We start from the raw sequence: 25169 nt of genomic DNA on the forward strand, positions 1-25169 counted from the left end.
GTTGCCAACCCGCTTTTCCATCGCTGCCCAGCGACGGAAAAGCGGGTTGGCAACGTGGTTAGGGCTTAGGACGTAACGGCTACGCCCAGCACGCTGTCCAGCAAGCCGTTCCGGAACTTGCCGGAAGGGTCATTGGCCTGAACCAGGGCACGGAAGTCCTCGAACCGCGGATACAAAGAAGCAAAGTCGTACTGGCCGGGCGTGAAGAGCTTGCCCCAGTGCGGGCGTGCACCGAACGGACGCAGGGCTTCCTCGAGCTCGGGCAGCACTGCTTCCACCTCGGTCTGAAGCGGTTTCCACGTGAAGTGGAGTGCCACGCTTTGCTGCTGGTAGAACGGGCTGAGCCAGAACTCATCTGCTGCCACAGTGCGGATTTCGGAGACGAACAGGAGCGGCGCGAGTTTGGGGGCGAGTTCCCGGACAGCCTGCAGCGCGGCCGGCGCCTGATCCAGGGGCAGGAGGAACTCGCTTTGGAGTTCCTCGCCGTTGCTCGGAGTGAACTCGTGACGGAAGTGCGGCAAGCGGTCCAGCCACTTCCCTGCGACGTCCAGCTGCTCGGTGCAATTCTCGGCAGACATGTCCGGCAGGGGATGCATGGCTGCCGTCGCCGGGGTTGCTCCGAACAGGTCCGGTAGCGGGGCCTCGGTGTCCAGTGCTTTGAGCCAGACCTGCGGGATGGTGTCGCCGGTGTAGTTGGTGAAGAAGCTGACGCTGTAGGCGCTGGATGCGATGGCCTGGAAGTTTGCCAGAGCATGCTCCCACGACAGGTTGGTCAGCACGCGCTGCCGGACTTCGTAGCTCGGCCGGACCGCGAGTTCCAGCCCTGTGACGATGCCAAGTGCACCCATTCCCACCACACTGGCGAGGAATTCGTCGTCGTCCGCTGTAAGGGTCACCAGCTCGCCGGAGGCGCGCACCAGGTCAACGCTGACGACGGCGGCAGCAAGGGAGGGGTTGTTGACACCACTGCCGTGCGTGCCGGTTTGGATAGCGCCCGCAACGGAGATGTGCGGGAGGGAAGCGAGGTTGTGGATCGCGTAGCCCTGTTCCTCAAGTGCCCGGCCCAGAGCCCCGTAGCTGATGCCACCACTGACCTTGACCGTGCTTTTGGCGGTGTCCAACACCACTTCCTGGGGGACGGCATCGAGCAGGATGTGAGTTCCGTCAGTGTCTGCAACGGTGTTGAAGGAGTGCCGGGAACCAAGGGCTTTGATCCGGGTTGCATGAGTTACGAGCTCGCGCAGCTGATCCACGGTGGTGGGCCGTTGAACGTCCGCTGACGAGTACTCAAGATTTCCTGCCCAGTTCTTCATCGAATGATCTCCCGCTTGTATTTGTAGACTCCCGCAATTGTTAACGTTCACAACTAATTGCGTCAAGAGGAGTCCAACTCCGCAGCGGATAGAGTTCAAGAAATCCGCTGTCTACCAGGAGTCGCAACGTGAGCAAGGGATCCAAGCCCACTATTCGGGATGTGGCCAGGGCGGCAGACGTCTCGCTGACCACCGTGTCCTATGTGCTCTCAGGTCGCCATGGTGGCACCACCCGTATCAGTCAGCCCACCCAGGACCGTGTTTTGGCAGCGGTCAAGGAACTCGGGTATGTGCCGAATCAGGCCGCGCGGGGAATGCGTCGGGGCAGGACGGACGTAGTGGCTGTGGCCATCGGAAACCTCGAGTGGCCGTGGGACAGGGCCCTTGCCACGGCTGCAGCAACAATCCTCCCGCAGCACGGCTACCAACCGGTGATCCTGCTGGGCGACGACTGGCGGAAGTTCATGATGTCCGGCGGCGCCGATGGCGTCATCATTGGATACTTCCCTGAGGCGAAGTCCGAGGACGAAACCGTCACGGAGCTGGCTCGGCGCGGCGTTGCCCAAGTGGTGATCTCAGGGACCATGGAGCCTGCTGGATTCGACGTCCTTGCTCCTGAAGCCGACGCCGGACTCGCAGAGTGCATGGAGTTCCTCACGGCGTCACACCGCAGAATCGGCTGCATCCGGAGGGCTGACCCTACCGGCCGGCCGAAGAGCCGCTTTGCTGCCTACGCAGCCGGGCTGGAGAAAGCAGGGATTCCCTTGGACGAGGCCTTGGTCAGGACCTCACATCACCGGCCGGCCTCTGCGTATCAGTCTGCTCTTGAGCTGCTACAACTGAAGGACAGGCCCACGGCCATCCTCTGCACCGACGATATGGAGGCACTGCAAACGATCCGTGCCGCCTACCGTCTTGGCCTCCGGGTGCCTGAGGATGTCCAGATTGTGGGGGTTGGGAATTCCACGGAGGGGCAAGACTACGATCCCGCTTTGACTACCGTTGGCCCGGACCCGATCTTCGAGCAGGTTGTCCGCATGTTGCTGGATCGCTTGGCGGGGTCCACCCCCGTTGAGGGAGTCCGGATTGCGTCACCGTGGAAGTTGCACCGGCGCGGCACTACCAACGGCTGACTAGTCCTTCAGCGGGCCTAGTCCTTCAGCGGGCGGCGAGCCAGCCAAGCAGCCACGATCGCGCCCGAGATGTTGTGCCACAGGGAGAACACGGCGGACGGCAGTGCGGCCAGCGCACCGAAGTGTGCGGTGGCCAGCGTTGCGGCCAGGCCGGAGTTCTGCATACCGACCTCGAATGCCAGGGCACGGCGTGCCTTGTCATCCAGGCGGCCGAGCTTGCCGGCCAGGTATCCAAGCCCCAGGCCGAAACCGTTGTGGAGGACTACGGCCAGGAACACGATTCCTCCGGCGGCAACGATCTTGCTGGCACTGCCCGCTACGACGATCGCGACAATCAGGGAAATCACGACGGCGGAAGCCCACGGAAGCGCCGGGAGAACCTTCGCCACAACCTTGGAAAGGAAGAGGCGGGCGAGGAGGCCTGCGATGACCGGCAGCAGCACGGTCTTCACGATGTCCATCACCATGGCACCGGCATCGATATGCAGGAAGGATCCGGCCAGGAAGAGCGTCAGCGCGGGTGTCACGAGGGGTGCGATGAGCGTGGAGACCGAGGCGACAGCCACGGACAGGGCAACATCACCCTTGGCAAGGAACGCCATGACGTTGGATGCAGTGCCGGAGGGAGCGCAGCCAACGAGGATCAAACCGACGGCCAGTTCCGGCGGCAGCTGCAGAAGGACCGCAATGAGCCAGCCTGCTCCAGGCATGATCACGTAGTGCGCCACAATTCCCAATGCCACAGCCCACGGACGGCGGGCCACCGAGGCGAAGTCCGGCGGGGTCAGAGTGAGGCCCATGCAGAACATGATGACGCCCAGCAGGTAAGGGACGGCAACACCCATCGGTTTGAACAGATCCGGAACCAGGAAGCCGAGAACGCCGGCAACCACCACTAGAAGCGGGAAGACCGTGACGGCAACGCGCGCAATCTTGGCTTCAGCGGCCAACGCGGCATTGACGGGCGCAGCGGGTTCTTCGGTTTTGGAAGGGGAATTGGTTGCCTCAAGCATTCATCCATGCTCACATTCGGTGCCCAAGGGGAGCGAATTCGTTACATTCGCGGAAGCGTATATGTCAGATGACCGCTGTTTCCCGCCCAACTGAGTAACAGTTCACGTCGTTTTGAGGGCCCAGAACGACCCGAACTGCTACACAGTTGGGGGAGGAGGGCGAGGTTAGGAGTTGAGCTTCCCGGCCAGCCGCTCACGCATGCGAACACTCGCCTCGTTGAGCCCGATGAACTCCACCTCACGCCCATGATTCCGGTACTTCTCGGTGACCGAGTCCAGCACAGCAACCGTGGAGGCATCCCAGATGTGCGAGCCATGCAAATCGATGATCACCCGATCTATGCCCTCTGAGGAATCTTTCGCATAGTCGAACTGGGTGTACAGATCATTAGAGGAAGCGAAGAACAATTCGCCGTCAACCGTGTACGTCGCAACGTTTTCGCCGTTGAGTTTCAGTTCCGTCCGCTCAACGGTCGCGAAATGGGCCACCCGCCGCGCAAAGAGCACCATGGCGGTCAAGACGCCGACGCCGACACCCACCGCGAGGTTGTGCGTCGCCACTACAGCGGCAACAGTGACGAGCATGATGGCTGTTTCAGATTTTGGTAGCCGTTTGAGGGTGGAGATCCGGATGGAGTGCCAGTCGAAGGTGATCAATGAAACGAAGATCATCACCGCCACCAACGCCGCCATGGGGATCATGCCCACAACATCGCCCAGGACCACAACCAGTACCAGCAGGAAAACGCCGGCCAGGAACGTGGAAAGCCGGCTTCGAGCCCCCGAGCCCTTGACGTTGATCATGGTCTGACCGATCACCGCGCAACCACCCAGGCCACCAAGGAAACCAGTGATGATGTTGGCGGCACCCTGGCCCCAAGAGACGCGGGTCTTATTGGAACGGGTGTCAGTAATGTCATCCACCAGTTTGGCGGTCATCAGGGATTCCAGCAGGCCCACCATCGCCATGGACAAGGCGAAGGGTGCAATGATCTGGAACGTCTCCAGGTTCAACGGAACGTTGGGCAGGAAGAACCCGGGCAGGCTGTCCGGGAGTTCACCCTTGTCGCTGACGGTGGGAACGTCGATGTTCCCCAGAGCAGTCACCAGCGTGATGACAACAATCGCTACCAACGGCGCGGGTATGGCTGTGGTGATGCGGGGCAGCCCGAACACGATCACCAAACCCACAACGATTATGGGATAGACCATCCACGGCACGTTGAAGAGCTCCGGCATCTGGGACATGAACACCAGGATTGCCAAGGCATTCACGAAGCCGATCATCACGGACCGCGGGATGAAACGCATCAGCTTGGTGACGCCCAGAATGGCCAGGATGATCTGGAAGACGCCCGCCAGGATGATCGTGGCAATGAGGTAGTCCAGCCCGTGTTCCTTCATCACCGGTGCAATTACCAAAGCAACAGCTCCGGTGGCCGCGGAAATCATGGCGGGACGCCCGCCCACGATGGCAGTGACCACGCCCATGGTGAACGATGCAAACAAACCGATCCGAGGATCCACGCCGGCAATCACTGAGAATGCGATGGCCTCGGGGATCAGCGCCAAAGCCACCACGAGCCCCGCAAGGGACTCCGTCAGCAGGCGGCGGGGCGAGCGGAAGGTCGCCCGCAGTGACATGAGTTGCTCGGGTGTCATGGGTCCTTACAGTGCGGTCTTTTATATGGCAGTCTGGCGGTAACGCTCAATCTGCTTAAGACGCCGCAGGAGGCTGTCGCGCCGCGGGTGCGGGACGACGTCGGGCGCCTCAGCGGTGAGATCAATGTGTTCGGTTCCGTACTGCCACAGCAGGAGGTCGTCCAGGAGGCGGTCGGGGCCGGGGGAGTAGCGGTGGTCCAGGGCCTTGCGGACCTCGGTGATCCGGTTGGCACTGAGCAGCCCGGCAAGTTCCACGGTTTTGGTGAGTCCGTGGGCGGCGAGCAGTTCAGCGGCCCATCCCCAGTCGTCATCAACTTTACGGTCAACGTGCGGCAAGAGGGTACGCCAGACGTCACGAACCCGGTTTGGCGTCAGCGGCGAGCCACCCTCACCTTCGAGGTCCCAGTAGCTACGGACTTCCTCGTAGCGTTCATGAAGATCCGCGAAGGCGCTCTCCACGGTTTCCAACATGGCCGCTGTGGCCGTGAACTGGCGATCGAAATGCGGCGTCCAGGCGCGCGGGTCTTCGGCCTTGAAGCGGATGTCGTGCTCGATCTCGCTCCAGGCATGCGCAAACACGGTACGGATCTGGCATTCGAAGAAGTAGCTGCCGTTGGCGGGCATGTCCGGGTTGAAGACGTGCTGGTACTCCTTCACGGCCTCGTTCTGGATGGTCCGCAGAATGAGGTGGCGGCTGGAGTATCCATAGGTTCCGGACTCGATGGAGCCGATGTCCTTCTCGCGATCGCCGCGGCAATCAAAAAGTTGGCGCTGCCGCTTGATGATGTTGGCTACCGCCGCGTTTTCAGCAGGCAGTTTGGTGATGACACGGATGCCCACCATGTCATTCAACGTGCGGAAAGGGTCCGGGAATTTCAAAACCCGCGGACCGCCCGGCTCCAGGGGATCATCCGTGCGGGAAATCTTTTCGCGGAATGACTCCACGGTTTTGGTCCGTCCCGTGACGAACAAGGGAGTGACCTCAGCGTCGTTCAACATGTCCCGCAAAGTGAGCAGAACATCCCGCGTGACCCGCTTCAATGCAGGGCGAACACGCTCATAGAGCGCCACGTTCGCATCCACAGAGTCACGCTGAGCCTGGTCCAGGCTGTCCCAATTGCTTGCCATGCCCCCAGCTTACGGGGCGGGTCCGACACTGAACCGAGCCACCCGCCGTCGGGGTGCCTCTAGCCAAACTACCGAATCGTCACGATAGGCTCAGTACAAAGGAGGGCGCAATGTTGCGGCACAAGTACAGCTACGGCGAACACCCCAGCCAATGGGGCGAACTCTTCATACCTGAACCGTCCAACGGAAACCATCGCGGCGCGTCCAGCGTGGCCGGTGGAATCGCCGTTGTGATCCATGGCGGCTACTGGCGCTCACAGTATGGCGCTGAGCTCGGGGAGCCCCTTGCCCGGGACCTTGCAGCGCATGGAATCACCGCGTGGAACCTCGAGTACCGGCGGGCCGGGAATGGCGGTGGCTGGCCCCATACCTTCGAGGACATCCTGGCGGGCATCGACCACCTGTCCGAAATCGCCGGTGAGCACGATCTCCAACTCGGCAAAGTGGTGGCACTCGGCCACTCAGCCGGCGGCCACCTGGCCGTCTGGGCTGCCGGACGGCAGAAGCTATCCTCCATCGGAACGCCTGACGCCGACCGTCAACTCCAGCGGGGATCGGAGGACAACGCTGTGCACCTGACCGGCGTGGTGAGTCAGTCGGGCCTCTTGAACCTGGCGGCGGCGGAGAAGCTGAACCTCAGCAACGGAGCCGTCTGCAACCTCATGGGCGGCGATTCCCATAGATTCCCTAAACGGCATAAATACGCGGACCCCATGAGTTCCCTGCCCATCAACGTTCCCGTTTATGCCGTGCATGCCACGGATGACGAGGACGTTCCCGCGAGCCAATCCGAAGCGTATGTGGCTGCCGCAACGGCGGCCGGAAGTGCGGCCCAGCTGCTGCGCGTCCCCGGCGACCACTTCGACCTCATCGATCCCAAGGCCGTGGCCTACAAGAAATGCCGCGAATTGGTGCAACGGCTGCTCTCGTAATCTGTGGGTGGTGAGGGCCCGCCTCTGGCAGAGTGGTCCCCATGCTGACAGTCATTGGTGAAGCCCTGGTGGACGTCGTTCAACGCTCCTCGGGAATTGAGGCGCACGTGGGCGGGAGTCCGCTGAACGTTGCCGTCGGTCTGGCACGGCTGGATCACCCGGTGCAGTTCATTGGGCGCTACGGCCGGGACGCGTACGGCGATTCCATTGCTGCGCACCTCCGTTCCAGCTCGGTGATGGTTCCGCTTCCGCCTGACGAGAAACCAACCAGTGTGGCCACCGCGCAGATCGACGACGACGGCGCCGCCACCTACGCGTTCGATCTCGCCTGGGAGCTTCCCGGACTCGCCGGACGGTTGCCGCTCATGCTGCAGGGCTCCACCCTGCTGCACACCGGTTCCATTGCCACCTTCCTGGAGCCGGGCGCCGCCGAGGTGATTGCCGCCGTCGAGCACGCCCACCCGGGCAGCACCATCAGTTTCGATCCCAACTGCCGGCCCAGCATCATCACGGATGTTGAGTATGCACGCACACAAGCCGAGCGCTTCGTGGTGCTGTCTGACGTGGTGAAGGCCTCGGACGAGGACCTCGAATGGCTGTACCCCGGTGTAGATCCGGTGGAATCCGCTCGCCGCTGGCTGTCCTTGGGCGGCGAAGAAGGGCCGGCTCTAGTGGTGGTCACCCGTGGTTCACGTGGGCCATGGGGCGTTTCCCGGGCAGGGGAAACCCAGATTTCCGCGCCCTCCGTGAATGTGGTGGACACCGTGGGCGCAGGCGATTCCTTCATGGCGGGTTTGTTGTCCGCCATTGTGGACCATGGCTTGGACGGCGCGCAGAACCGGTCCGATCTCCGGGCGATGCCAGTGGAAACTCTGAGCGCCATCATGGATCACGCCACTCGCGCGGCCGCTGTCACGGTGTCACGTGCGGGAGCGAATCCGCCCACGCGGGCTGAGCTCAACCATGGCGTGGGGTAGGTCCTAGCTGGCCCCGTGCCCGTCGGCCACTACCTCGCCGGCTTTGACGGGTCCCGGCGGTGTGCCCTGACCGAACGGGCTTCCACCCAAGGATTCCCGTCCGTGATCGGTGAGCCAGCCAGATAGGTCCGGGCCCACGGGAACGATTCTGGTGGGGTTAATATCCTCGTGAACCATGTAGTAGTGCTGCTTGATCTGCACGAAATCAATGGTGTCCCCGAAGCCCGGTGTCTGGAACAGATCCCTTGCATACGCCCACAGTGCCGGCATCTCGCTGAGCTTGTTGCGGTTGCATTTGAAGTGTCCGTGGTAGACGGCATCGAAACGGGCCAACGTGGTGAAGAGCCGCACGTCAGCCTCGGTGATGGAGTCACCTACAAGGTAGCGCTGGCCGGTGAGCCGTTCCTCCAGCCAGTCCAAGGCAGTCCACAGCCGGTTGTACGCGGCCTCATACGCTTCCTGGGATCCGGCGAAGCCGCACCGGTAGACGCCGTTGTTGACCTCCGTGAAGACGCGCTTGTTGACCTGGTCGATTTCCTCGCGCAGGTGCTCCGGGTACAGCTGCGGCGCTCCGGGACGGTGGAATTCGGTCCATTCAGTGGAGAAGTCCAGTGTGATTTGGGGGAAGTTGTTGGTGACTACTGCGCCGCTGGGGACGTCCACCATTGCTGGGACCGTGATGCCGCGAGGGTAGTCCGGGAAGCGGCGGAAAAATGCTTCCTGCAGGCGCTCGATGCCAAGTACCGGGTCCTTGCCATCCGGGTCGAGGTCGAAGGTCCAGGATCTGGCGTCGTGGGTAGGGCCAGGTTGGCCGAGGCTGATGACATCCTCCAAGCCGAGAAGCCGGCGGACGATCACGGCACGGTTGGCCCACGGGCAAGCGCGCGCTGCCACCAAGCGGTAACGTCCCGGTTCTACGGGCCAGCCAGGCTCGCCGTTGGGTCCGGCGGAGCCGTCGCGGGTGATCCTGTCCTCGATGTAATTGGTGTCCCGGGTGAACTCGCCTCCAGTGACGTAGGCCCCCCGGGTGCTGTGTTCTTCGACTTCGCTGGTCTTCTCACTCATGACTTCACACTATGCCGGGCTCCCCGAACCGCGCGACCTTGTGGGCCGGTACGCCCACGTAGACTGGCATGATGCGGCTCGTAGCAAGCGATATTGACGGCACCATCCTCGGTCACGACGGCAAGATCAGTGACCGGACCATCAAGGCATTCCAAGCGTGCCGCGACGCAGGGGTGGAACTCGTCTTCGTCACGGGTCGTCCGCCGCGCTGGTTGTCCCCGCTCCAGGACCAACTGGGTCACAGTGGGATCGTGATCTGTTCCAACGGTGCCGTGGTGTGGGACCTCGAAACCGAGAAGGCACTTTCATCCTGTGCTCTCGATGCCGAGTCCGTCTTTGAGGCACGCCGCATCATCAAATCCCTCCGGCCTGACGCCCTGTTCGCTGTAGAGACCCTCACGGGTTTCCAGCTGGAACCGGGCTTCATTGAGAACGAAACCAGCGAGCTCCTCGCCGAGTTCACCCCCAAACCGCTGGCCGAGACGCTCACGGCGGATGACGCCGTCGTAAAATTCCTGGCAATCACCCGCAAGGGAACGCCGGACGAGTTCCTCGCCGAAGTGCAGCCGGCCGTGGCGCACCTGGTGAGCACCACCCACTCAGCGCCACGGACCGCGATGCTGGAGATGTCCGTTCCCGGCATCAACAAGGCCGTCACTTTGGCTCAGTACGCCGAGTCGCTGGGAATCGAAGCGGCCGACGTCGTGGCGTTCGGGGACATGCCCAATGACATTGAGATGCTCCGCTGGGCCGGTCACGGTTATGCGATGGCCAGCGGACACCCGGAAGCCATCCTCGCCGCCGGGCAGCAGGCGCCGCACTTCGACGACGACGGCGTGGCCCAGATTCTCGAGGCAAAGCTCACCGAGCAGCGGGTTTAGTCGGTACCGCCCTGGTGATGTCCGATTCCTGCCAGCCAGAGTTCGCACCGGCTGGTGGAATGAAGTCATGAACCTCGAACACCACCAGACTGCTGCTCATTTCCGATCTCTCCACACCAGCCCAAAGCCACTCGCCCTGAGCAATGCCTGGGACGTGGCCAGCGCCGTGATCACAGAGGCAGCAGGCGCAACTGCAATTGCCACTACCAGCGCGGGAGTGGCCTGGTCCTTGGGTTTCCCCGACGGCGACCGACTGGACAGGGCGCGTGCCATGGCCGTGGTTGCCAGCATCGTTAAGGCCGTCAACGTGCCTGTTACGGCGGACATTGAGGGCGGCTACTCCGAGACGCTGGAGGGAATTGCAGCCACAGTCACCGAGCTTCTTGAGGCCGGTGCAGTGGGCATCAACATTGAAGACGGCTCCCGGGACCCCCAAGTCTTTGCACACCGGATCTCGGCTGCGCGGGATGCCGCACTGAGCGCCGGCCGGGACTTGTTTATCAATGCAAGAACCGACGTCTTCCTGGCAGGAGCCGGCACAGCGGACCAGCAGATTACCGAGGTCCTGACCAGAGCTGAAAAGTACGTGGAAGCAGGGGCCGACGGCATCTTCGTTCCGGGGGCCTCAGATGCAGGCACTATTTCAGCGCTGACCGCCGGGATAGCTGTTCCTGTCAACGTCATGGTGGGGGCGGGATCGCTGAGCGTCGGCGAGCTCGGAGGGCTTGGCGTCTCCCGTGTCAGCCTTGGGTCCAGCATCGCCCAAGCCGCCTACGCCGTCGCTCAGCGAGCAGCCGAAGAGATAAACACGGCGGGCACGTACACGGCAGTCGCGGACGCCTTGGACTACGGATTCCTCAATGGGCTGTTGGACCCGGTGAACAAAAACTAGGGGCGGAAGGGCGGCCTCCCCTTGCGATGAGGGAGGTCCTTTCTCCAGCGGGGTATCCAGCAGCGCACTGAATCGCGGTATCGCTGGAACTCGGCTCCAAATCGGCGTTCCAGATCAGCTTCCTCGGGCGGCCGGACAGCGTAATTCCACAGCAGCGAGCCCACAACCGCATAGGCGACTACCAGCCACGAACCCAGCATCAGGCCCACAGCTGCCCCTTGGGAAATTCCTGCCACAGCCATGGGATTCCTCACCCACCTATACGGTCCGGCGATGACCAGGCGGTTGGGCATGGCAGAGGGCAAAGGGGTGCCGCGTCCGGTTGAGGACATGGTCACTGCGGAAGCAATACCGAGGGTGCTGGCCAATACCAGCACCACGAGGCCGGCGGGCGCTGCCGCGGAGGGGAACGGCACAGTAACGTGCCACCGATGCTCGAACCACTTAATGACTGACGGAAGGACCACCAGGAAGAATCCCCAGAAGAGGATCAGTTGCCCGATGGTTGCTCCCACGTTGCCTGCTGTTCCGCCCCGGTTGGACGCCGGCCGGAACGCGAAGGGCCCCCGCACCATCAACTCCGTGGGGACGCGGCCCTGCACCATAAAGAACAGCGCAACCACTGAACATGCGGCGGCGGCCAACATGATCAGGACGCCCCAGCCCGCCTCGGTGGTGATGGTTGCGTAGGCGGCCAAAGAGACCGCAACCAGACCCGTCCAGCCGGTGGCCACAGCGGCTGCTGCCCTGACGCCGAGCGCCGCGACAGCTGAGCCGATGACGAACAAGGGAATGTCGAAGGCCGCCACAATGACCGGGTCCAAGCTGCCCAGAGTGGCAGTGCGGATGGCCGGTGACAGGAAAACACCTACCCACCACGCCAGCCCGGCCAAGGCTTGTACAGCGAAGTAGGCCCGGCCCCACCCTTGCGCCCGCGCAGCGGCAGGACCCTCCCGTTTCACGGGTGCCGCACGCCCTCACCGGCGAGCAAAGCGCGGTAGCCCTCTTTGTACGTGGGGAAGGTGAGTTCAAATCCGGTGGTCCTTAAACGTGCGTTGGAACAGCGCTTATCCCCGGGACCGGCGTCGGACGCGCTGTCAGGTGCCGCCGTCGTGGGTTCCGGGCATCCCATCTCTGAGGCGAGGAACCGCATGACGTCCCCCATTTCCGCCGCGTGGTCATCCACCCCTACGTAGACCGAATCCGGGGAAGCTTCCATGGTGGTGAGGTGGACGATCATGGCTGCGGCGTCGTCGCGGTGGACGCGATTGGTGTGCCGGGGCAGGGCGGGGATAACAGCCTTGCCGCTGCGGACTTGGTCGATCAGCCGAGTGCGTCCGGGCCCGTAGATTCCGCCCAGCCGCAGGGAGATGGGCTGCGTGTTGGTGCCGCGCGTCCGGGTGAACAAGAGCTCTTCGGCCTCAACCAGGACCTTGCCGCTGAATCGGGTGGGCTCCGTGGGGGTGGATTCGTCCACAACCGCTCCGCCGGAATCCTTATACACAGCCGTGGAGGAGACGAAGAGGATCCGCTTTGGCTCAATGGATTGCCGTTCCAGGGCGTCCAGCACGTTCTTCACGCCGTCCAAGTACGCCGCGCGGTAAGCCTCTTCGGTGGATGCATCGGCGGCGACGGCCACCACAACAATGTCCACATCTGTTGGCAGTTCAGGCAGCTCAGTGGAGAGGTCCGCGAACACACCCCTGATTTCGGCTGGCAGCTTTTCGGGGGACCGACGCAAGCCCACCACTTCATGGCCCGCAGCTGCGAAGCGCAGTCCAACTTCGGTTCCAAGGTCGCCGCAGCCGGCAATCAACACAGTCATGCCCCTAGTTTGTCAGTACAGCAGTGTCATCCAGTTCCCAGCCTCCATACAACCGGCGTTCATGTTGGCTCCGTAGGCTTCCAGCCAAGGACCCGTTCGCATCGTGTCTTATCAGTCGGATTTTGCAGGGGGAATCATGGCCAAGCGCAGGATCAACAACGTAAACACCGCACCTTTGCGGCGCATCGAGCCGGACCATCACTGGCGTTCGCTTCGCCAGGGTGACCGCGTCAAAGTCACCCTGACTCCGGGTTTCGAGTCCTCCGGCGTTGTGGACGCCGTGACCGGCGATGCCACCGCGGTGTGGGTGGAGCTCGACGACGGTCGCGGCCGGACGCTGGTGCATGTCAGCGACGGCGTGGCGGTCGTTCCACAATCAACGACGGCGGCCCTCCCGCAGGAGAGCTAAGCGCACCTTGGTGATGGGCTACGCTACGGGAGTGACGTTGCCCTACTTCCTCCGCAAGGACGGTTCAGTGGGCCCTTTGGCCTTCGCTCACCGGGGTTTCTCCTTGGATGGCCTGGAGAATTCCATGGCCGCATTCCGAGCTGCCGTGGAGCTGGGGACCGTGCATCTTGAAACGGATGTCCACACGACGTCCGACGGCGTACTGCTGGTGTTCCACGACTCCTCCTTGGACCGCGTCACGGATTCTGCAGGCCGCATTGCGGAGCTTTCTGCGTCCGAGGTTTCCGAGGCCCGCATTGGCGGCGTAGAGCCGGTGCCAACTTTCGACGATCTGGTCATTTCGTTGCCTCAAGCCCGGCTGAACCTGGACGTCAAAGACTGGAACTCCGTAGGCCCCATGGCAGCGGCGATCGAGAAGCATGGCGTCCATGACAAGGTTTTGGTCACCAGCTTCTCCGATAGACGCCGCAGAGCAGTCCTGGCAAAGCTGTCGCGCCGTGTGGCGTCCTCGGCCGGCAGTTCACTCACCGCGCTCTTCGTTCTTCTCGGGCCCGTACTGCCGGTTCCGTTGGCACGCAAGATGCTCTCCGGCGTCGACGTTTTCCAGGTTCCTGTCCGCTACGGACGCTTGCCCGTGGTCACACCGGGGTTTATCCGGCGCGCACGCCGACTGGGCAGGCACGTTCATGTGTGGACCGTCAACGATCCTGTGGAGATGGAACGGCTGCTGGACCTCGGTGTGGACGGGATCGTGTCCGACCGGCTCGATCTGCTCAAGGAAGTTCTGGTGCGCCGGGGCGAGTGGGTCAAATAGAGCGTCGGGGTTTTGGTGGTGACGCTCTCTCACTTCCCTCGGGTTTCGTGGTGACGCTCTCTCACTTCCCTCGGGTTTCGATCGCGGCAGGCCGAACTTGGCTGGCGCGGATCCTTTCCAGATCGAACTTGTTACTGCGGTCGAAGGTGAAGATGCCGTTTTTCTCCTGGAACACGTCCGTGAGCTGGGTGTAGCAATAGCCAAACATGTCCGGGTTATCCAGCAGTACTGAGCAGAGACCGTCGAAGCGTGCGTAGAACTCTTCCTCGCTGCTGACCCGCTGACCGTAGCCCCATGACGTGGCGACGTCGCTTCCTTCCACGGCCTGCCTGGCCTCAATTTCGTTCCACCAGATCCCGCCGAACTCGGAGACGAAGTAGGGCTGGCCGGCGTACGGCACGGAGTACTCTTCGCCGTCCGCCTTGCGGTTGATATAGGGCTTCCCGTCAGCAAGGCCTTGCTGTTCCATGCGGAAGCGGTCCGGGTCCTGCTCGTAGGAGTGGGAATCGTAGATGTCAGTGTCCCGGATCCGGTGTGCGTAGCCGGAAGCGTCGATGACCGGCCGGGTGGGGTCAGCGAGTTTGGTGGCCAGGAACATGGCTTCGGTGACGTCGTCGAGAACTGTCAGGCGGTCGTGCAGGACTTGATGGGTCTCATTAAGAGGGCACCAGCCGATGATGGACGGGTGGTTGAAATCCCGCTTGAGAACCTCGAGCCACTGGGCCACGAAGCTCGCCGTGGGTTGCTGGTTGTGTCCCACCGTTCCTCCGCCGGAGACACCCCAGTCGCCGAACTCTCCCCACACCAAATAACCGAGCCGGTCCGCGTGGTAGAGGAAGCGTTCCTCGAAGACCTTCTGGTGGAGGCGGGCACCGTTGAAGCCCGCGGCCATGGACAACTCGATGTCCTTGACCAGGGCCGCCTCGTCGGGGGAGGTCATGAGCGACTCCGGCCAATAACCCTGATCCAGAACCAAGCGTTGGAAGACGGGCTTGCCGTTGAGGCGGACCACTTTGCCGTCCAGCGCTATGGAGCGGATGGCGGCGTAGCTGCTGACCTGGTCAACAACAGTGCCGGACGAGTCCCGGATGCTGAGCTCGAGGTCGTAGAGGAACGGATCCTCGATGGACCAAGGGCGCAGTGATTCGGCGGGGATGCTGAGGCGGAGGGTGGGGGTGAGGTCCAGGTCAGCCCGGGCAGACGCCTCAATCCGGCCACCTGAACCGTCAGTCAGGACCGCAGTAACCGTGTGCCCGCTCCTGTTCTGGCTGATGGGCACCTCCACGGTGATACTCGAGCCTGCCAAGTTAGGGGTCATCCGCAGGCGCTTGATGTGGACGTCGGGGACAGCCTCCATCCACACCGTTTGCCAGATTCCGGTGGTCCGGGTGTATTGGCAGTGGGTGTTGTTGTACCAGGTGGCTTGCTTGCCGCGGGCTTGCATCTCGTGGCGGGAATCCCTGGCCCGCACCACGATCACTGCCTCCGTTCCGGGCTCAGCAACTCCTCCCAGATCCGCTGTGAAGGGTGTGAAGCCGCCTCGATGCCGGGCAACCTCAATGCCGTTGACCCACACGGTGGCGTCGTGGTCCACAGCGCCGAAATGAAGCAGCACGTTCTGGCCTTCCCACTCCTGCGGGATGGTCACCGTGCGCCGGTACCAAACGGCCTCCATGAAATCCACGTGTTCGATCCCGGACAGCGCCGATTCCGGCGCAAAAGGAACCAGAATCTCGCTGGTGAGTTCACGCGTGGCGAGCCCGCGCTCCACACCGGAGTCACCGGCGTCGATCTCAAAACCCCAGGTTCCGTTAAGGTTCATCCACTTCTCGCGGACCAGTTGTGGGCGGGGATGCTCGGGCTTGGGAAACGCTCGGTTGCGCGGCTCAGTCAAGGGATCTCCTTCGAAAGGGATGCTTACGTCCTTTACAACGTTAGAATCATTTGCTCCGGGATGCCATAGGCCTTTGAGATGGCTCTCGTCCCGCTATTGCGTCGTTGGGCAACGACGCCGCAGCGGGTTGTCGACGAATTATTGGCGAGCCGCAAAATCACCGTCGGCCTTGAGTCCCACGCTTCGCCGCGCAAGGATGAGTAGCGTGACCCGATTCCGTTTAGCCATCCTTGATGATTACCAGCAGGTCTCCGGCGATTACGCCCCGTGGGATTCGCTGCTCGACGACGGCGTGAAGGTCAGCGTCTTCAGCGCACCTTTCGTCTCCGAAGAGCAAGCCGTGGCCGCCTTGGCGCCTTTCGACATCATTGTGGCAATGCGTGAAAGGACCCGTTTTCCACAGGACGTCCTTGAGGCCCTGCCGAACCTGAAGCTGCTGGTGACCACTGGAATGGCCAACGCCGCGATTGACCTGGAGGCAGCTGCGGAGCGGGGGATCGTGGTGTGCGGGACCAGTGGCTCACCTGCCGCGGCACCTGAACTGACGTGGGCGCTCTTGATGGCCTTTGCCCGGAATCTCACTGTGGAGGAGAACTCGCTGCGCGCAGGCGACTGGCAGACCGGCGTCGGGTTTGAACTCGAAGGTAAGACGCTGGGAATCGTTGGCCTGGGCAAGATCGGCAAGCGCATGGCAGGGTACGCGAAGGCCTTCGGCATGGATGTCCTGGCGTGGAGCCAGAATTTGACCACTGAAACCGCTGAGGCCGCGGGCGCCCGCAAGGTGAGCAAAGAGGAGCTGTTCCGCGAGTCCGACGTCGTGACGCTGCACTTGCGGTTGTCTGAACGGACGCAGGGGATTGTCGGCGCGAAAGAGTTGCGTCTGCTCGGCCCCGAGGGCGTCCTGGTCAACACCGCACGCGGTCCTCTAGTGGACGAAGCAGCCCTCATCCAGGCCCTTGAGGAAGGGTGGATCCGCGGCGCTGCGCTGGATGTGTTCGACGAGGAGCCCCTTCCCTCAGGGCACGCACTGCTTCATTCTTCGCGGACAGTGCTCTCGCCGCATGTCGGCTACGTGACCCACGAGAGCTACCGGCAGTTCTACGGTGGGGCTTTCGAGGACGTCAAGGGGTGGCTCAACGGAGCTCCTGTTCGGGTGCTCAACGGCTAGTTCGGTGTTTTGCTGCCGGAGGACCGCGTCCGTTTAGCGCCCTCTGCACCCGTTCGGCGTGGGTGGCGCACCCGTTTGCGCCGGGCGCACCAGAGGTTAGGGATGCGCTTGGCGGGAGTGGGTGCGATACCGAACAGCCACCCTGAACTGCGCGTCGGGAAAGGCTCGGCCGAATGAACAAGCCGCTACGTTACGCGCTCGGCAAGCGCTTTCCCGGCGAAGCTGGCAAGATAGGAGCCATGCGTATCCTCATCGCCCCGGACAAGTTCAAGGGATCCCTCACCGCCGCCGAAGCCGCGTCGGCCATGGCCGAAGGCGCGCTGCGCGTTTACCCGGATGCCGTGACCACCCAGTTCCCCGTTGCCGATGGTGGGGAAGGGACCTTGGATGCAGCCATAGCGGCGGGTTACGAGGAACGGAACAACGCGGTTGTGGGCCCTATCCTCAAGCCCGTCGGAGCTTCGTGGGCCATCCGCCAGGACGCTTTCGGCGGGGCCAGTGCAGTCATTGAGACCGCGATGGCCTCCGGCCTTGCTCACATGGAGCCCACACCTGAGAATTCGCTGCGAGCCCACAGCTACGGCTGCGGCCAGCTGGTGGCGGCGGCCCTCGACGCCGGTGCCACCGAGATCGTGCTCGGCTTGGGCGGCTCCGCGATGTCCGACGCCGGCAGCGGCGCCTTGCGTGCTTTGGGGCTCAAACCCCTTGATGCGGCCGGCAATGTGGTGCCCCTCGGCGGCGGCTCCCTTGCCGACGTCGTTGCCTTGGATGTCTCCGAGCTGGATCCCCGGCTGTCCGCCGTGAAGTTCAGAATCGCCGTCGACGTCCAAAACCCGCTGTACGGACCGGAAGGTGCCGCGCATGTTTTCGGCCCCCAGAAGGGTGCGGATGAGGACGCCGTTGAGAAGCTCGACGCCGGTCTTCGCAATTGGGCGTCGCTCCTTCGGGAGGCCACGGGCCGCGATGTCAACGTTCCGGGGGCTGGAGCAGCAGGAGGGTTCCCGGCGTCGTTCCTGGCTTTCACTGACTCCGCGTTGGAAGGCGGTTTCGCCCTGGTGGCCGGGCTTACGGGCCTTGCGAAGCACCTGGGTGAGGCCGATCTGGTGATCACCGGTGAAGGCTCCATGGACGAGCAGTCGCTCACGGGCAAGGCGCCGATCGCGCTGGCTGATGCCGCGAGCCTGCACGGCATCCCGGTGATCGCAGTGGCAGGACGCATCACGGTAACGCCGGAAGACCTGGCCAAGCATGGCATTGTTGCTGCAGCCCAACTGCTGGACGTGGCACAGCGCAAGGATGGCGTCCCGGACGTCGCCGACGCCGTGGCCAACGCTGCCAAATACCTCGCGTGGGCTACCAGCCAGGTGCTTGAAGGAGCCTAATTACTGTCGGTAGCCCTCAACCTCGCTGATGGGGCGCGGTTCAGCGCTGTCCGGGTTCTCCCCGGCGTCCCGCTTGGCCCTGCGCTGGCGGAGGAGATCCCAGCACTGATCAAGCTGGGCTTCGAGATGAGCCAGGCGGGCCGTGCTGTCGCCGTCACCGTCGTCTGACCCGGCAGCGTCGCGGAGGCGGTGCTCTTCCTCAACGAGGGACTGAATTCGTTCCAAAAGGTCCTGCTCGTCCATGTTCTCTCTCCTTGCTTAAAGCGGGGCGTACGTTGAACCTAGTCCTGCTGATGGGGTGCGTCCACCACTGACCGGCGGCATACTGGGGACATGAAATTTACAACCACCATTGTGGGCGAAGGCAACAAGGCGGGCATCGAAGTTCCGGACGAGGTTGTTGAGGGACTCGGCGCAGGCAAACGGCCGCCGGTGGTGGTGACCATCAACGGCCAGAGCTACCGCAGCAGCATCGCGGTGATGGGCGGGAAATACATGGTGGGCGTCAGCTCGGCCAATCGCGAGCTCACCGGCGCCGCAGCGGGCCAAACTGTGGAAGTGGGCCTTGAGGTGGACACCCAGCCGCGCGTCGTGGACGTGCCGGATGACCTTGCTGCTGCACTGGACGCCGAGCCGGAGGCAAAGGCATTCTACGGAACGCTCAATTACAGCGCTCAGCGGCGGTATGTTGACCCGATCGGTGACGCGAAAACGCCCGAAACCCGCGCGCGGCGCATCGCTAAGGTGGTTGCTGATCTGAAAGCCGGTAAGAAGTAGCCCTTTTGGCTGAGCAGAAGATAAATGCTCTGATCCATGTCACGTTTGGCCTCGCGGCGTCACTACTTAGTAGTGACAGGCTGCAGGGCGCATTTCGGATGCGGGACCTCAGCCACGGCTGACGAGAAGACGAGACCCTTTCGTCGGCCGGTCACGGCGCACGAGCAGGGCCCCATCTTTGGCCGGCCGGCCGTGCGTATGTCCGCTCGCTCTAGCGGACAGTGTGGCCGGTTCTGACTTAGACCCCCCGGGCCGGCCACACACCCCCCGGTTTGGTGCGCCCTCGGGGGTGGCACGTCAGATGCGTTCCAGAGGTTCACGCTGATAGGCGTCGTGCAGGAGATTTACAAGCTCGAGGCTCGCCGCCAGCCGTTGGCCACCGATGCTCCGCACTCCTATTCCGGGGCTCCAAGAATTAAGCACAGCGGCAGACGTTGCTTCAGCAATTGAGGCAGCGGTAATTTGCCGAGTCTCCTGCACAACACCCAGGGCACGAAGCTGTCTCTGGAGAATCTGCATGGTGACACCGTGGAGGATGTCCGCCTTGGGCCACGTCACTCCTGTGCCGTCCCAGAACGCGAGATTCCAAATAGTTGCTTCGCTGAGCCGTCCGCTGCGATCCATGAACGCTGCGTCGTCGAAACCGCGTTCCTTTGCGTGGCGAAGAAGGAGCGTTTTAGACACTTCTCCCACATGCTTCACTAGTGCCACATGGCGTTCGTGCTGCACAAGATCCAGTGCCAGGGGAGTTGACGGCGGTGTCACAGGATCCGCAACTTTCACTAGTACATTAAGGTCAGGATTCGCGGCAAACCTGAATTCGCCCGGCCTGGTGCTGATGTAGACCATCAGTGAAGAATCCGCGGAATCGGCGGCAGTGAGAGCACCACTCATGTTTCCGAGGATCGATGCCTCGGGGAGGTGATGCCCGAAGAGCAGATCACTTCCCTCCCTGAGTCGGTTAAGGTGTAAATCCAAGCCACGAACACGCCCGCCCCGTACTTGCATTGCTGTGAAATGGGCATAGCCTGCGAACGCCAAGGGGGCGAGTTCCTCAGCTGTCGGGGCACTACCGTTGAGATACGTCGTCGAAATTGTCATGGATCGAACTTAAGAGGTGACACCAGTGTCAAAGGCAAGCGCGTCAACGCTCCGGGTGGGTGACCTGTCAGTCCTGACCGGCGTGGCACCACGCCTGCTGCGCTACTACGAGGGCCGTGGTCTTCTGTTCGCCGATCGATCCCCTACCGGACAGCGACTGTTTGGGCCTTCCGCGGTGGAACGGGTTCAGCATATTCGCTCACTGCTCGCAGCCGGGCTTCCCACGAGCGTTATCCGCGAACTGCTTGACTGCATTTACCAGCCGGGGAGGTTGGAGCCTTGCGCGGTTCCCACGTTGATGGCCCATGTTGAGGACTACGACAACCGCATCGCGGATCTCGTCAGCACGCGCGCTGCCCTTCAGGGTCTGATCGACTCTTCCAAGGAGTAGCCAGCAGCATCATTCCGCCTGCACGTCGGAACCAGCCACCCGTCGTCGTGCATTTTCGCGCGCATCCACCATCAGCGTGCCGGTCAAAACCCCTGAAAGTCCCCGCGATTTGGTGAGCGGAACGACCACGAGCGCCACGAGCAGCAACAGGCCGCTCAGGAAACCGAAGCCAGCCGTCGGATACAGCCCATCCACGAAAGTCAGAGCGGTGTACAGCCCGCCGGTGACGCTCGCCCGGAGCAATACTCGACGTCGGGTGGCTGGCCACTGCGGCTGGAGCCACACTGCGCGCTGGCCGAGGGAGGCGCCCGAACCCACGATCGCCGGCAGGTAGAACACAAGGAAACCGGGTACTAGATGCATGAGAATGAGAGAGGTGCCGTCGCCATTGGCGGGAAGTTCCGCGCCGAGAGTGAGCAGCGCAATCCTGTAGCTCAGCACGAACGCGAAACCGAAGAACGCCAGGGCCGCGTAGTCGATGATCATGCCGAGCCAGCGACGCCAAACAGTGACAGGGCGGCTCTGGCCGCGGGATGCGCGAAGCTCCCCTCGTTGAGGCATGAACCAGAGGACAAGAGGTGCGATGAGTGCGCCAATCAGGGCACCGAGTGTGTTGGTGATGAGATCGTCCACATCGGCTACGCGATACGAGCAACCGTAAATTCCCCACAGGCCGGTGAATTGTGTGGCTTCGATAAGCCCGGACGCAAGGGCCCCGGTGAGGACTGAAACCGGCATGCTCCACGAAAAATACTGCCGCGCAATCACGCCCCACGGTATGAACAGGACCACGTTGAACACGACTTGCAGCGTTGCGCGGCTGGCCAGCGTTCCGGTGATCCCGAGCCCGGCTGTTTCCCGCTGGATGTCGTCCAGGAACTAGAGCGGGACGGCTTGGCACGAAAGCTCTCCTCGATACCGGTTTGGATTCGCTGGGCCGTGGTGGGCTTATTGGCGGGAGCCTCCATCATCGTGGGGTCGCTAGCAACTTTTGCCGCTGAGCCTTGGACGAGTGGCATTTTGGCAAACCTAGGTGTAACGGTATTGCTGATTGTCCCAGGCGCGTTCGTTGGGCACCGTTTCTCGTTCTGGATCGGCCAGGTCAATAAACGCACTCTGGAAGCGACTGAGCAGGCCGACACTGCAAAACGGGATGCGGCGACAGCGCAGGCCGATGTGAACATATTGTCCGAATCTGTCGCCACCGACATCAAGACTTTGCGGGAGCAATTGATCGCGGACCAGGTGGCTGAAGCCCAAAAGGAGCACAGCGTCTACGCCAAACTTGCTCACCAGGGGGATCGAGCGAGCCTTGTCCAAGCCCTCAAAACCGGGCGAGAATCTAGTCTCATCAGCCATAGCGGTGTCCGGGTTCCGGTTTGGGAAACAGCCTTGCACTTTCGCTTCAACCTGAGTAGTGATGATGACGAGACGCTCACGGTGAATTTTGAATGGGACGATGGAACCGTGGCGGCTTCGCACGTGTGGTCCGCGGACAAAGAACCCCTCGCCTTCTATCGTGAGCTCTGGCGGTCGGTCCAAGAAACCGGCGAGTACCTTGGTGTGGGACTCTTTGATCCGACTGAAAGCTTGGGGCGCCTTTCGGAGGCAATGGAGTATGCCTCGCGGTACCGTGCACAAAAGTTGCGGATGGGAAGTGCAAATGTTCGGGAAATTATCGAGTACGTTGACGGCTGGTACATAACTGATCGCGGTATGTTCCCCAAGAACAATGAGCATTTATCTGATAGTGGCGTCACGGTTATGGGAGATGGACTGGGAGTCGCACATCAGCGGGAAGAACTGGGGCGACGAAGAGAACATTATTACAGCGATAGCCGTGGCCCGAGCTCTGCATGCCCATAAGAAGCCTAAAAGTATGGTCCGCGAATAGCCGCTGATCTACGGTTGTCGGACCCGCCCACACGTATGCCGCATCAATCTACGGCGTTCCACGACGACGTGATACGAGTTCTCGATGCTGTCCTCTCTGTCCTTGCTGGCCGGTGCGACTGGATATCTGGTCCACGGGCCGATCCCCAGGTGCGGGGATTCGTTCTTCACCCGCCTAGGAATCAGTCCTTCGGCGCATCTTTTCGGTCGTGGATAAGTTAAGCGGGTGGGTAGTCCACTACTTTTTATCCCATTGTTGCCATGACGCCAGCCGCATAATCCATAATTGGGGGATGGCTTGGGAATTCCTTAGGAGTGGCAAATCAGCGCTGACCGCTCAGATGGTCCTGCAAGCTCGGTTGCAGAGCCTTCACTCATTGGCTGGATCCCTGAACTCGGAACCCGTACTGGCAGCGACCCGCTACATGACGTGGACAGAGGAGACGGAGCGAAACCTCCGCTCTCTATACTCTAGCCCGGCAGTTGCACGCAGTTTGCATACGGATCGGTATTGGCAAATTCGGGGTATAACTTCGGATACCAAGCGTCCGGAGCCGTTAATCCGGGGGGAGATCGAGGACCAAGAGTACGCCCTGACAATCCTGGCCAATCAATTGGAGCGCTTTCAGCGTCTTCTGAACTACACCACCGATGAACGATTTCTCGTCTGCGACACAAACGTCCTTGTTCACGGAAAGCCCTTCCACGAATTGCCTTGGAACGATCACTTTGAGGAAAAACGTGTCTGTATAGTCCTTCCGCTCATTGTGATCGACGAGTTGGATGCGTTGAAGGATCGTGGTGTTCGTCCGGCCGGTGGGGTTCTAAAGGACTTAGACCGGCTCTTACCTCGGCTCTCGGCCCTTGACCGGATTGAAGTGCGACGTAACGTCAGCCTTCAGGTCGTCGATGAACCGCCAGGACATGAGCGTCTCCGAAGCAACGACGATGAGATAGTCCACCAGATGACCTACTTCGCCGCCCTTTGCGACGAGAAATTGACCCTAGTGACAAGGGATCGCGGAATGCGGGTGCGAGCTCAGGCAGCCGGTCTGGATGCGAGGTACCTTCCAGATGGCTATGAGCGACGTAAGGACGACAATGAATGACCCGTCCTACATAGTGCTTGTCCCAAGGGATGAAAGCTCTAGGTTAGAGTTGCTGGCCACAAGACCGCCCGTATGGGAGTATCTCCTATTCGCAGCCTTCCTCTACGAGGGGCTGCAGCGAACAGAGCCAAAATGGAGGGACTACAGTCTCGGCATCGCTCCGTACGTCGGACCCCAGATAGATCTGGAAGAACTTCCAAATAAAATCTCAGATCTAATGTCGCGGGCTGGTGCCATAGTCTCGAATCTCGAAAAGTTATTCGCGCCAGTTGCACAAGAAGCTGCGTTTGGTGCACCCGGGGAACCGGGTGATCCGGACTTTATCGAACACATTGCCAATCGCGTCGTGGACATGTACGAAGGGCTCCTCGATTGGGCTGCAGAAGTTAGGTCACTCCGTGTAGCAGAGCAGACGAGGGATCTCCTTGAGATAGCTGCATCGTTTGTGAAGCAACCCATTGAAGATACTCGTGGCCGCGTAAAAGACTTTATCGCTCAACTGGAGACCGCCATGGATCGGGTCGCGAAGGCTGATGAAGAGCCCATTGAGTTGTCCCTCCCGCTCATATTGACGGTGGACCCGGAGATTCCGAAAGCATTGGAAGCAGAACTGCGACGCATCCTCCTCCTGTAGCTGGCAGCTCTTCGGCGATTGCCCGGAGGGAGACGGGTGGGGGCGGATTTCGGGTTGTGTCTCGTCGCATGATCGTTTGCAAGGGAGGTCGTCGGCGGCGTTGTTGGAACTGATCGGTTACTCACCGGGGAGCCTAGTGCCGCTTGTAGTCAGAAGGCGCGGAGCGGCGGATATCGTGAAACCGACCGACGACGGCAGGCGGGTGCCGCCGTCGTGCCTTCAGTCTTTCCGAAGGCTGTACGTGCTGACCATGTTGCCCTTGCTGGTGGCGTACTGGTTCTCGAGGACGAGCCGGTGCAGGGGATCGCCGTCTTCGAAAAGTCGTCGCCCGCTGCCGGCCACCACCGGGTGCGTCATCAGGGTGAGTTCGTCAAGGATGCCCGCGAACAGCAGCTGACGTACCAGGGAGATGCTGCCGCAGACCGCGATTTCGCCGCCGTCCCGCAACTTCAGGTCGGTGACAAACTGCTCAACATCACCCTCGATCAGGTGCGAGTTCTCCCATTCAAGGGGCTCGGTGAGAGTGCGGGATGCAACGAACTTCTCCACCGGGTTGATGAAGGCGGCGAAGTCGTCGTCTTGCTGCGCGTTCGGCCAATAGCTAGCCCACTCCTCGTAGCTGACGCGCCCCAACACCACGGTGTCCACGGTGTTGATCATCTTGGTGAGTCCCGTGCCCAGTTCGTCGTCGAAGCTGTCGAACTGGAACTTGAAGGGGTCCTGAACTACGCCGTCCACTGAGTGGAACAGGCCGGCGGTGACTTTGCGCATGTGGA

At 61.8% G+C, this 25169-nt stretch carries 26 protein-coding genes; 14 read left to right on the forward strand and 12 right to left on the reverse strand.

All coding sequences use genetic code 11. From position 1 onward, the window contains the following. Positions 1–65: 65 nt before the first annotated feature. Entirely contained in the window at positions 66–1313 is a 1248-nt protein-coding gene (locus ACIQH5_RS14545) for a D-arabinono-1,4-lactone oxidase (RefSeq protein WP_400404502.1), read from the reverse strand. Positions 1314–1441: 128 nt separating this feature from the next. Here ACIQH5_RS14545 and ACIQH5_RS14550 point away from each other — a divergent pair, with 128 nt between their 5' ends. After that, positions 1442–2446 carry a LacI family DNA-binding transcriptional regulator gene (locus ACIQH5_RS14550; RefSeq protein WP_400404504.1) on the forward strand — a complete coding sequence of 335 codons (1005 nt, stop codon included), beginning with the start codon at positions 1442–1444 and terminating at the stop codon, positions 2444–2446. Positions 2447–2463: 17 nt separating this feature from the next. Here the strand turns inward: ACIQH5_RS14550 and ACIQH5_RS14555 are convergent, their stop codons facing one another. The 3 genes from ACIQH5_RS14555 to ACIQH5_RS14565 all read right to left on the reverse strand — a co-directional run bounded on the left by ACIQH5_RS14555 (position 2464) and on the right by ACIQH5_RS14565 (position 6249). Further along, positions 2464–3459, reverse strand: a complete 996-nt coding sequence (locus tag ACIQH5_RS14555; protein ID WP_400404506.1) for a bile acid:sodium symporter family protein — start codon at positions 3457–3459, stop codon at positions 2464–2466. Positions 3460–3624: 165 nt separating this feature from the next. Then, positions 3625–5121, reverse strand: a complete 1497-nt coding sequence (locus ACIQH5_RS14560) for a SulP family inorganic anion transporter (protein WP_400404508.1) — start codon at positions 5119–5121, stop codon at positions 3625–3627. A gap of 21 nt (positions 5122–5142) precedes the next feature. Then, on the reverse strand, positions 5143–6249 hold the full coding sequence (locus tag ACIQH5_RS14565) for a GTP pyrophosphokinase family protein (protein ID WP_400404510.1): 1107 nt from the start codon (positions 6247–6249) through the stop codon (positions 5143–5145). Between the two features lie 110 nt (positions 6250–6359). Between ACIQH5_RS14565 and ACIQH5_RS14570 the strand changes: the two genes are divergently transcribed. Together ACIQH5_RS14570 and ACIQH5_RS14575 are read left to right on the forward strand one after the other, a co-directional pair. Further along, positions 6360–7181, forward strand: a complete 822-nt coding sequence (locus tag ACIQH5_RS14570) for an alpha/beta hydrolase (RefSeq protein WP_062072320.1) — start codon at positions 6360–6362, stop codon at positions 7179–7181. A gap of 41 nt (positions 7182–7222) precedes the next feature. Further along, on the forward strand, positions 7223–8158 hold the full coding sequence (locus ACIQH5_RS14575) for a carbohydrate kinase (protein WP_400404513.1): 936 nt from the start codon (positions 7223–7225) through the stop codon (positions 8156–8158). 3 nt (positions 8159–8161) lie between these two features. Here ACIQH5_RS14575 and ACIQH5_RS14580 read toward each other — a convergent pair whose 3' ends face one another. Next, positions 8162–9223: a glutathione S-transferase family protein gene (locus ACIQH5_RS14580; protein ID WP_400404515.1), complete on the reverse strand. Its 1062-nt coding sequence runs from the start codon at positions 9221–9223 to the stop codon at positions 8162–8164. Positions 9224–9294: 71 nt separating this feature from the next. On the opposite strand from ACIQH5_RS14580, the gene ACIQH5_RS14585 reads away from it, so the two are divergent. Further along, the gene (locus ACIQH5_RS14585; RefSeq protein WP_400404691.1) at positions 9295–10104 is read left to right on the forward strand and encodes an HAD family hydrolase; all 810 of its coding nucleotides are present in this window, start codon (positions 9295–9297) and stop codon (positions 10102–10104) included. Positions 10105–10171: 67 nt separating this feature from the next. After that, positions 10172–10996, forward strand: coding sequence for an isocitrate lyase/phosphoenolpyruvate mutase family protein (locus ACIQH5_RS14590; RefSeq protein ID WP_400404517.1), 825 nt, complete (start codon positions 10172–10174; stop codon positions 10994–10996). On the opposite strand, the gene ACIQH5_RS14595 is transcribed toward ACIQH5_RS14590, so the two are convergent. Next, entirely contained in the window at positions 10993–11958 is a 966-nt protein-coding gene (locus ACIQH5_RS14595) for a methyltransferase family protein (protein ID WP_400404519.1), read from the reverse strand. The genes ACIQH5_RS14590 and ACIQH5_RS14595 overlap by 4 nt on opposite strands. Further along, positions 11955–12821 (reverse strand): NAD-dependent epimerase/dehydratase family protein, encoded by an 867-nt coding sequence (locus ACIQH5_RS14600; RefSeq protein ID WP_400404521.1) that lies wholly within the window; start codon positions 12819–12821, stop codon positions 11955–11957. Before ACIQH5_RS14600 ends, ACIQH5_RS14595 begins: the two co-directional genes overlap by 4 nt. 136 nt (positions 12822–12957) lie before the next feature. Between ACIQH5_RS14600 and ACIQH5_RS14605 the strand changes: the two genes are divergently transcribed. Together ACIQH5_RS14605 and ACIQH5_RS14610 are read left to right on the forward strand one after the other, a co-directional pair. After that, positions 12958–13230: a hypothetical protein gene (locus ACIQH5_RS14605; protein ID WP_400404693.1), complete on the forward strand. Its 273-nt coding sequence runs from the start codon at positions 12958–12960 to the stop codon at positions 13228–13230. A 13-nt stretch (positions 13231–13243) separates the two neighbouring features. Continuing rightward, entirely contained in the window at positions 13244–14044 is an 801-nt protein-coding gene (locus tag ACIQH5_RS14610) for a glycerophosphodiester phosphodiesterase (RefSeq protein ID WP_400404695.1), read from the forward strand. Between the two features lie 61 nt (positions 14045–14105). On the opposite strand, the gene ACIQH5_RS14615 is transcribed toward ACIQH5_RS14610, so the two are convergent. Next, complete coding sequence (locus ACIQH5_RS14615) at positions 14106–15866, reverse strand: glycoside hydrolase family 2 protein (RefSeq protein ID WP_400404698.1); 1761 nt, start codon at positions 15864–15866, stop codon at positions 14106–14108. Positions 15867–16134: 268 nt separating this feature from the next. Between ACIQH5_RS14615 and ACIQH5_RS14620 the strand changes: the two genes are divergently transcribed. Further along, positions 16135–17106 (forward strand): D-2-hydroxyacid dehydrogenase family protein, encoded by a 972-nt coding sequence (locus ACIQH5_RS14620; RefSeq protein ID WP_400404523.1) that lies wholly within the window; start codon positions 16135–16137, stop codon positions 17104–17106. 239 nt (positions 17107–17345) lie between these two features. Beyond that, positions 17346–18488: a glycerate kinase gene (locus ACIQH5_RS14625; RefSeq protein ID WP_400404700.1), complete on the forward strand. Its 1143-nt coding sequence runs from the start codon at positions 17346–17348 to the stop codon at positions 18486–18488. Here the strand turns inward: ACIQH5_RS14625 and ACIQH5_RS14630 are convergent, their stop codons facing one another. Then, complete coding sequence (locus ACIQH5_RS14630) at positions 18489–18731, reverse strand: DUF2630 family protein (protein WP_400404525.1); 243 nt, start codon at positions 18729–18731, stop codon at positions 18489–18491. It lies immediately after the preceding gene. Between the two features lie 90 nt (positions 18732–18821). On the opposite strand from ACIQH5_RS14630, the gene ACIQH5_RS14635 reads away from it, so the two are divergent. Then, positions 18822–19265: a YdeI/OmpD-associated family protein gene (locus ACIQH5_RS14635; RefSeq protein WP_400404527.1), complete on the forward strand. Its 444-nt coding sequence runs from the start codon at positions 18822–18824 to the stop codon at positions 19263–19265. Between the two features lie 297 nt (positions 19266–19562). On the opposite strand, the gene ACIQH5_RS14640 is transcribed toward ACIQH5_RS14635, so the two are convergent. Beyond that, positions 19563–20366: an aminotransferase class IV gene (locus ACIQH5_RS14640; protein ID WP_400404529.1), complete on the reverse strand. Its 804-nt coding sequence runs from the start codon at positions 20364–20366 to the stop codon at positions 19563–19565. A gap of 25 nt (positions 20367–20391) precedes the next feature. On the opposite strand from ACIQH5_RS14640, the gene ACIQH5_RS14645 reads away from it, so the two are divergent. Next, positions 20392–20757 (forward strand): MerR family transcriptional regulator, encoded by a 366-nt coding sequence (locus ACIQH5_RS14645; RefSeq protein ID WP_400404531.1) that lies wholly within the window; start codon positions 20392–20394, stop codon positions 20755–20757. A 9-nt stretch (positions 20758–20766) separates the two neighbouring features. Here the strand turns inward: ACIQH5_RS14645 and ACIQH5_RS14650 are convergent, their stop codons facing one another. Beyond that, positions 20767–21633, reverse strand: coding sequence for a VanZ family protein (locus ACIQH5_RS14650; protein ID WP_400404702.1), 867 nt, complete (start codon positions 21631–21633; stop codon positions 20767–20769). A gap of 168 nt (positions 21634–21801) precedes the next feature. Here ACIQH5_RS14650 and ACIQH5_RS14655 point away from each other — a divergent pair, with 168 nt between their 5' ends. The 3 genes from ACIQH5_RS14655 (at position 21802) to ACIQH5_RS14665 (ending at position 24393) form a co-directional block, all read left to right on the forward strand. Next, positions 21802–22623 carry a hypothetical protein gene (locus ACIQH5_RS14655; RefSeq protein WP_400404533.1) on the forward strand — a complete coding sequence of 274 codons (822 nt, stop codon included), beginning with the start codon at positions 21802–21804 and terminating at the stop codon, positions 22621–22623. 320 nt (positions 22624–22943) lie between these two features. Beyond that, complete coding sequence (locus ACIQH5_RS14660; RefSeq protein WP_400404535.1) at positions 22944–23759, forward strand: PIN domain-containing protein; 816 nt, start codon at positions 22944–22946, stop codon at positions 23757–23759. Continuing rightward, positions 23752–24393 (forward strand): hypothetical protein, encoded by a 642-nt coding sequence (locus tag ACIQH5_RS14665; protein WP_400404537.1) that lies wholly within the window; start codon positions 23752–23754, stop codon positions 24391–24393. The genes ACIQH5_RS14660 and ACIQH5_RS14665 overlap by 8 nt, the downstream gene beginning before the upstream one ends. A gap of 219 nt (positions 24394–24612) precedes the next feature. Here the strand turns inward: ACIQH5_RS14665 and ACIQH5_RS14670 are convergent, their stop codons facing one another. After that, positions 24613–25164 carry a dihydrofolate reductase family protein gene (locus tag ACIQH5_RS14670; RefSeq protein WP_400404539.1) on the reverse strand — a complete coding sequence of 184 codons (552 nt, stop codon included), beginning with the start codon at positions 25162–25164 and terminating at the stop codon, positions 24613–24615. Between the last annotated feature and the right edge of the window lie 5 nt (positions 25165–25169).

It is taken from the genome of Paenarthrobacter sp. NPDC091711, from assembly GCF_044756605.1.
In the GTDB taxonomy this organism is placed as follows: Bacteria; Actinomycetota; Actinomycetes; order Actinomycetales; family Micrococcaceae; genus Arthrobacter.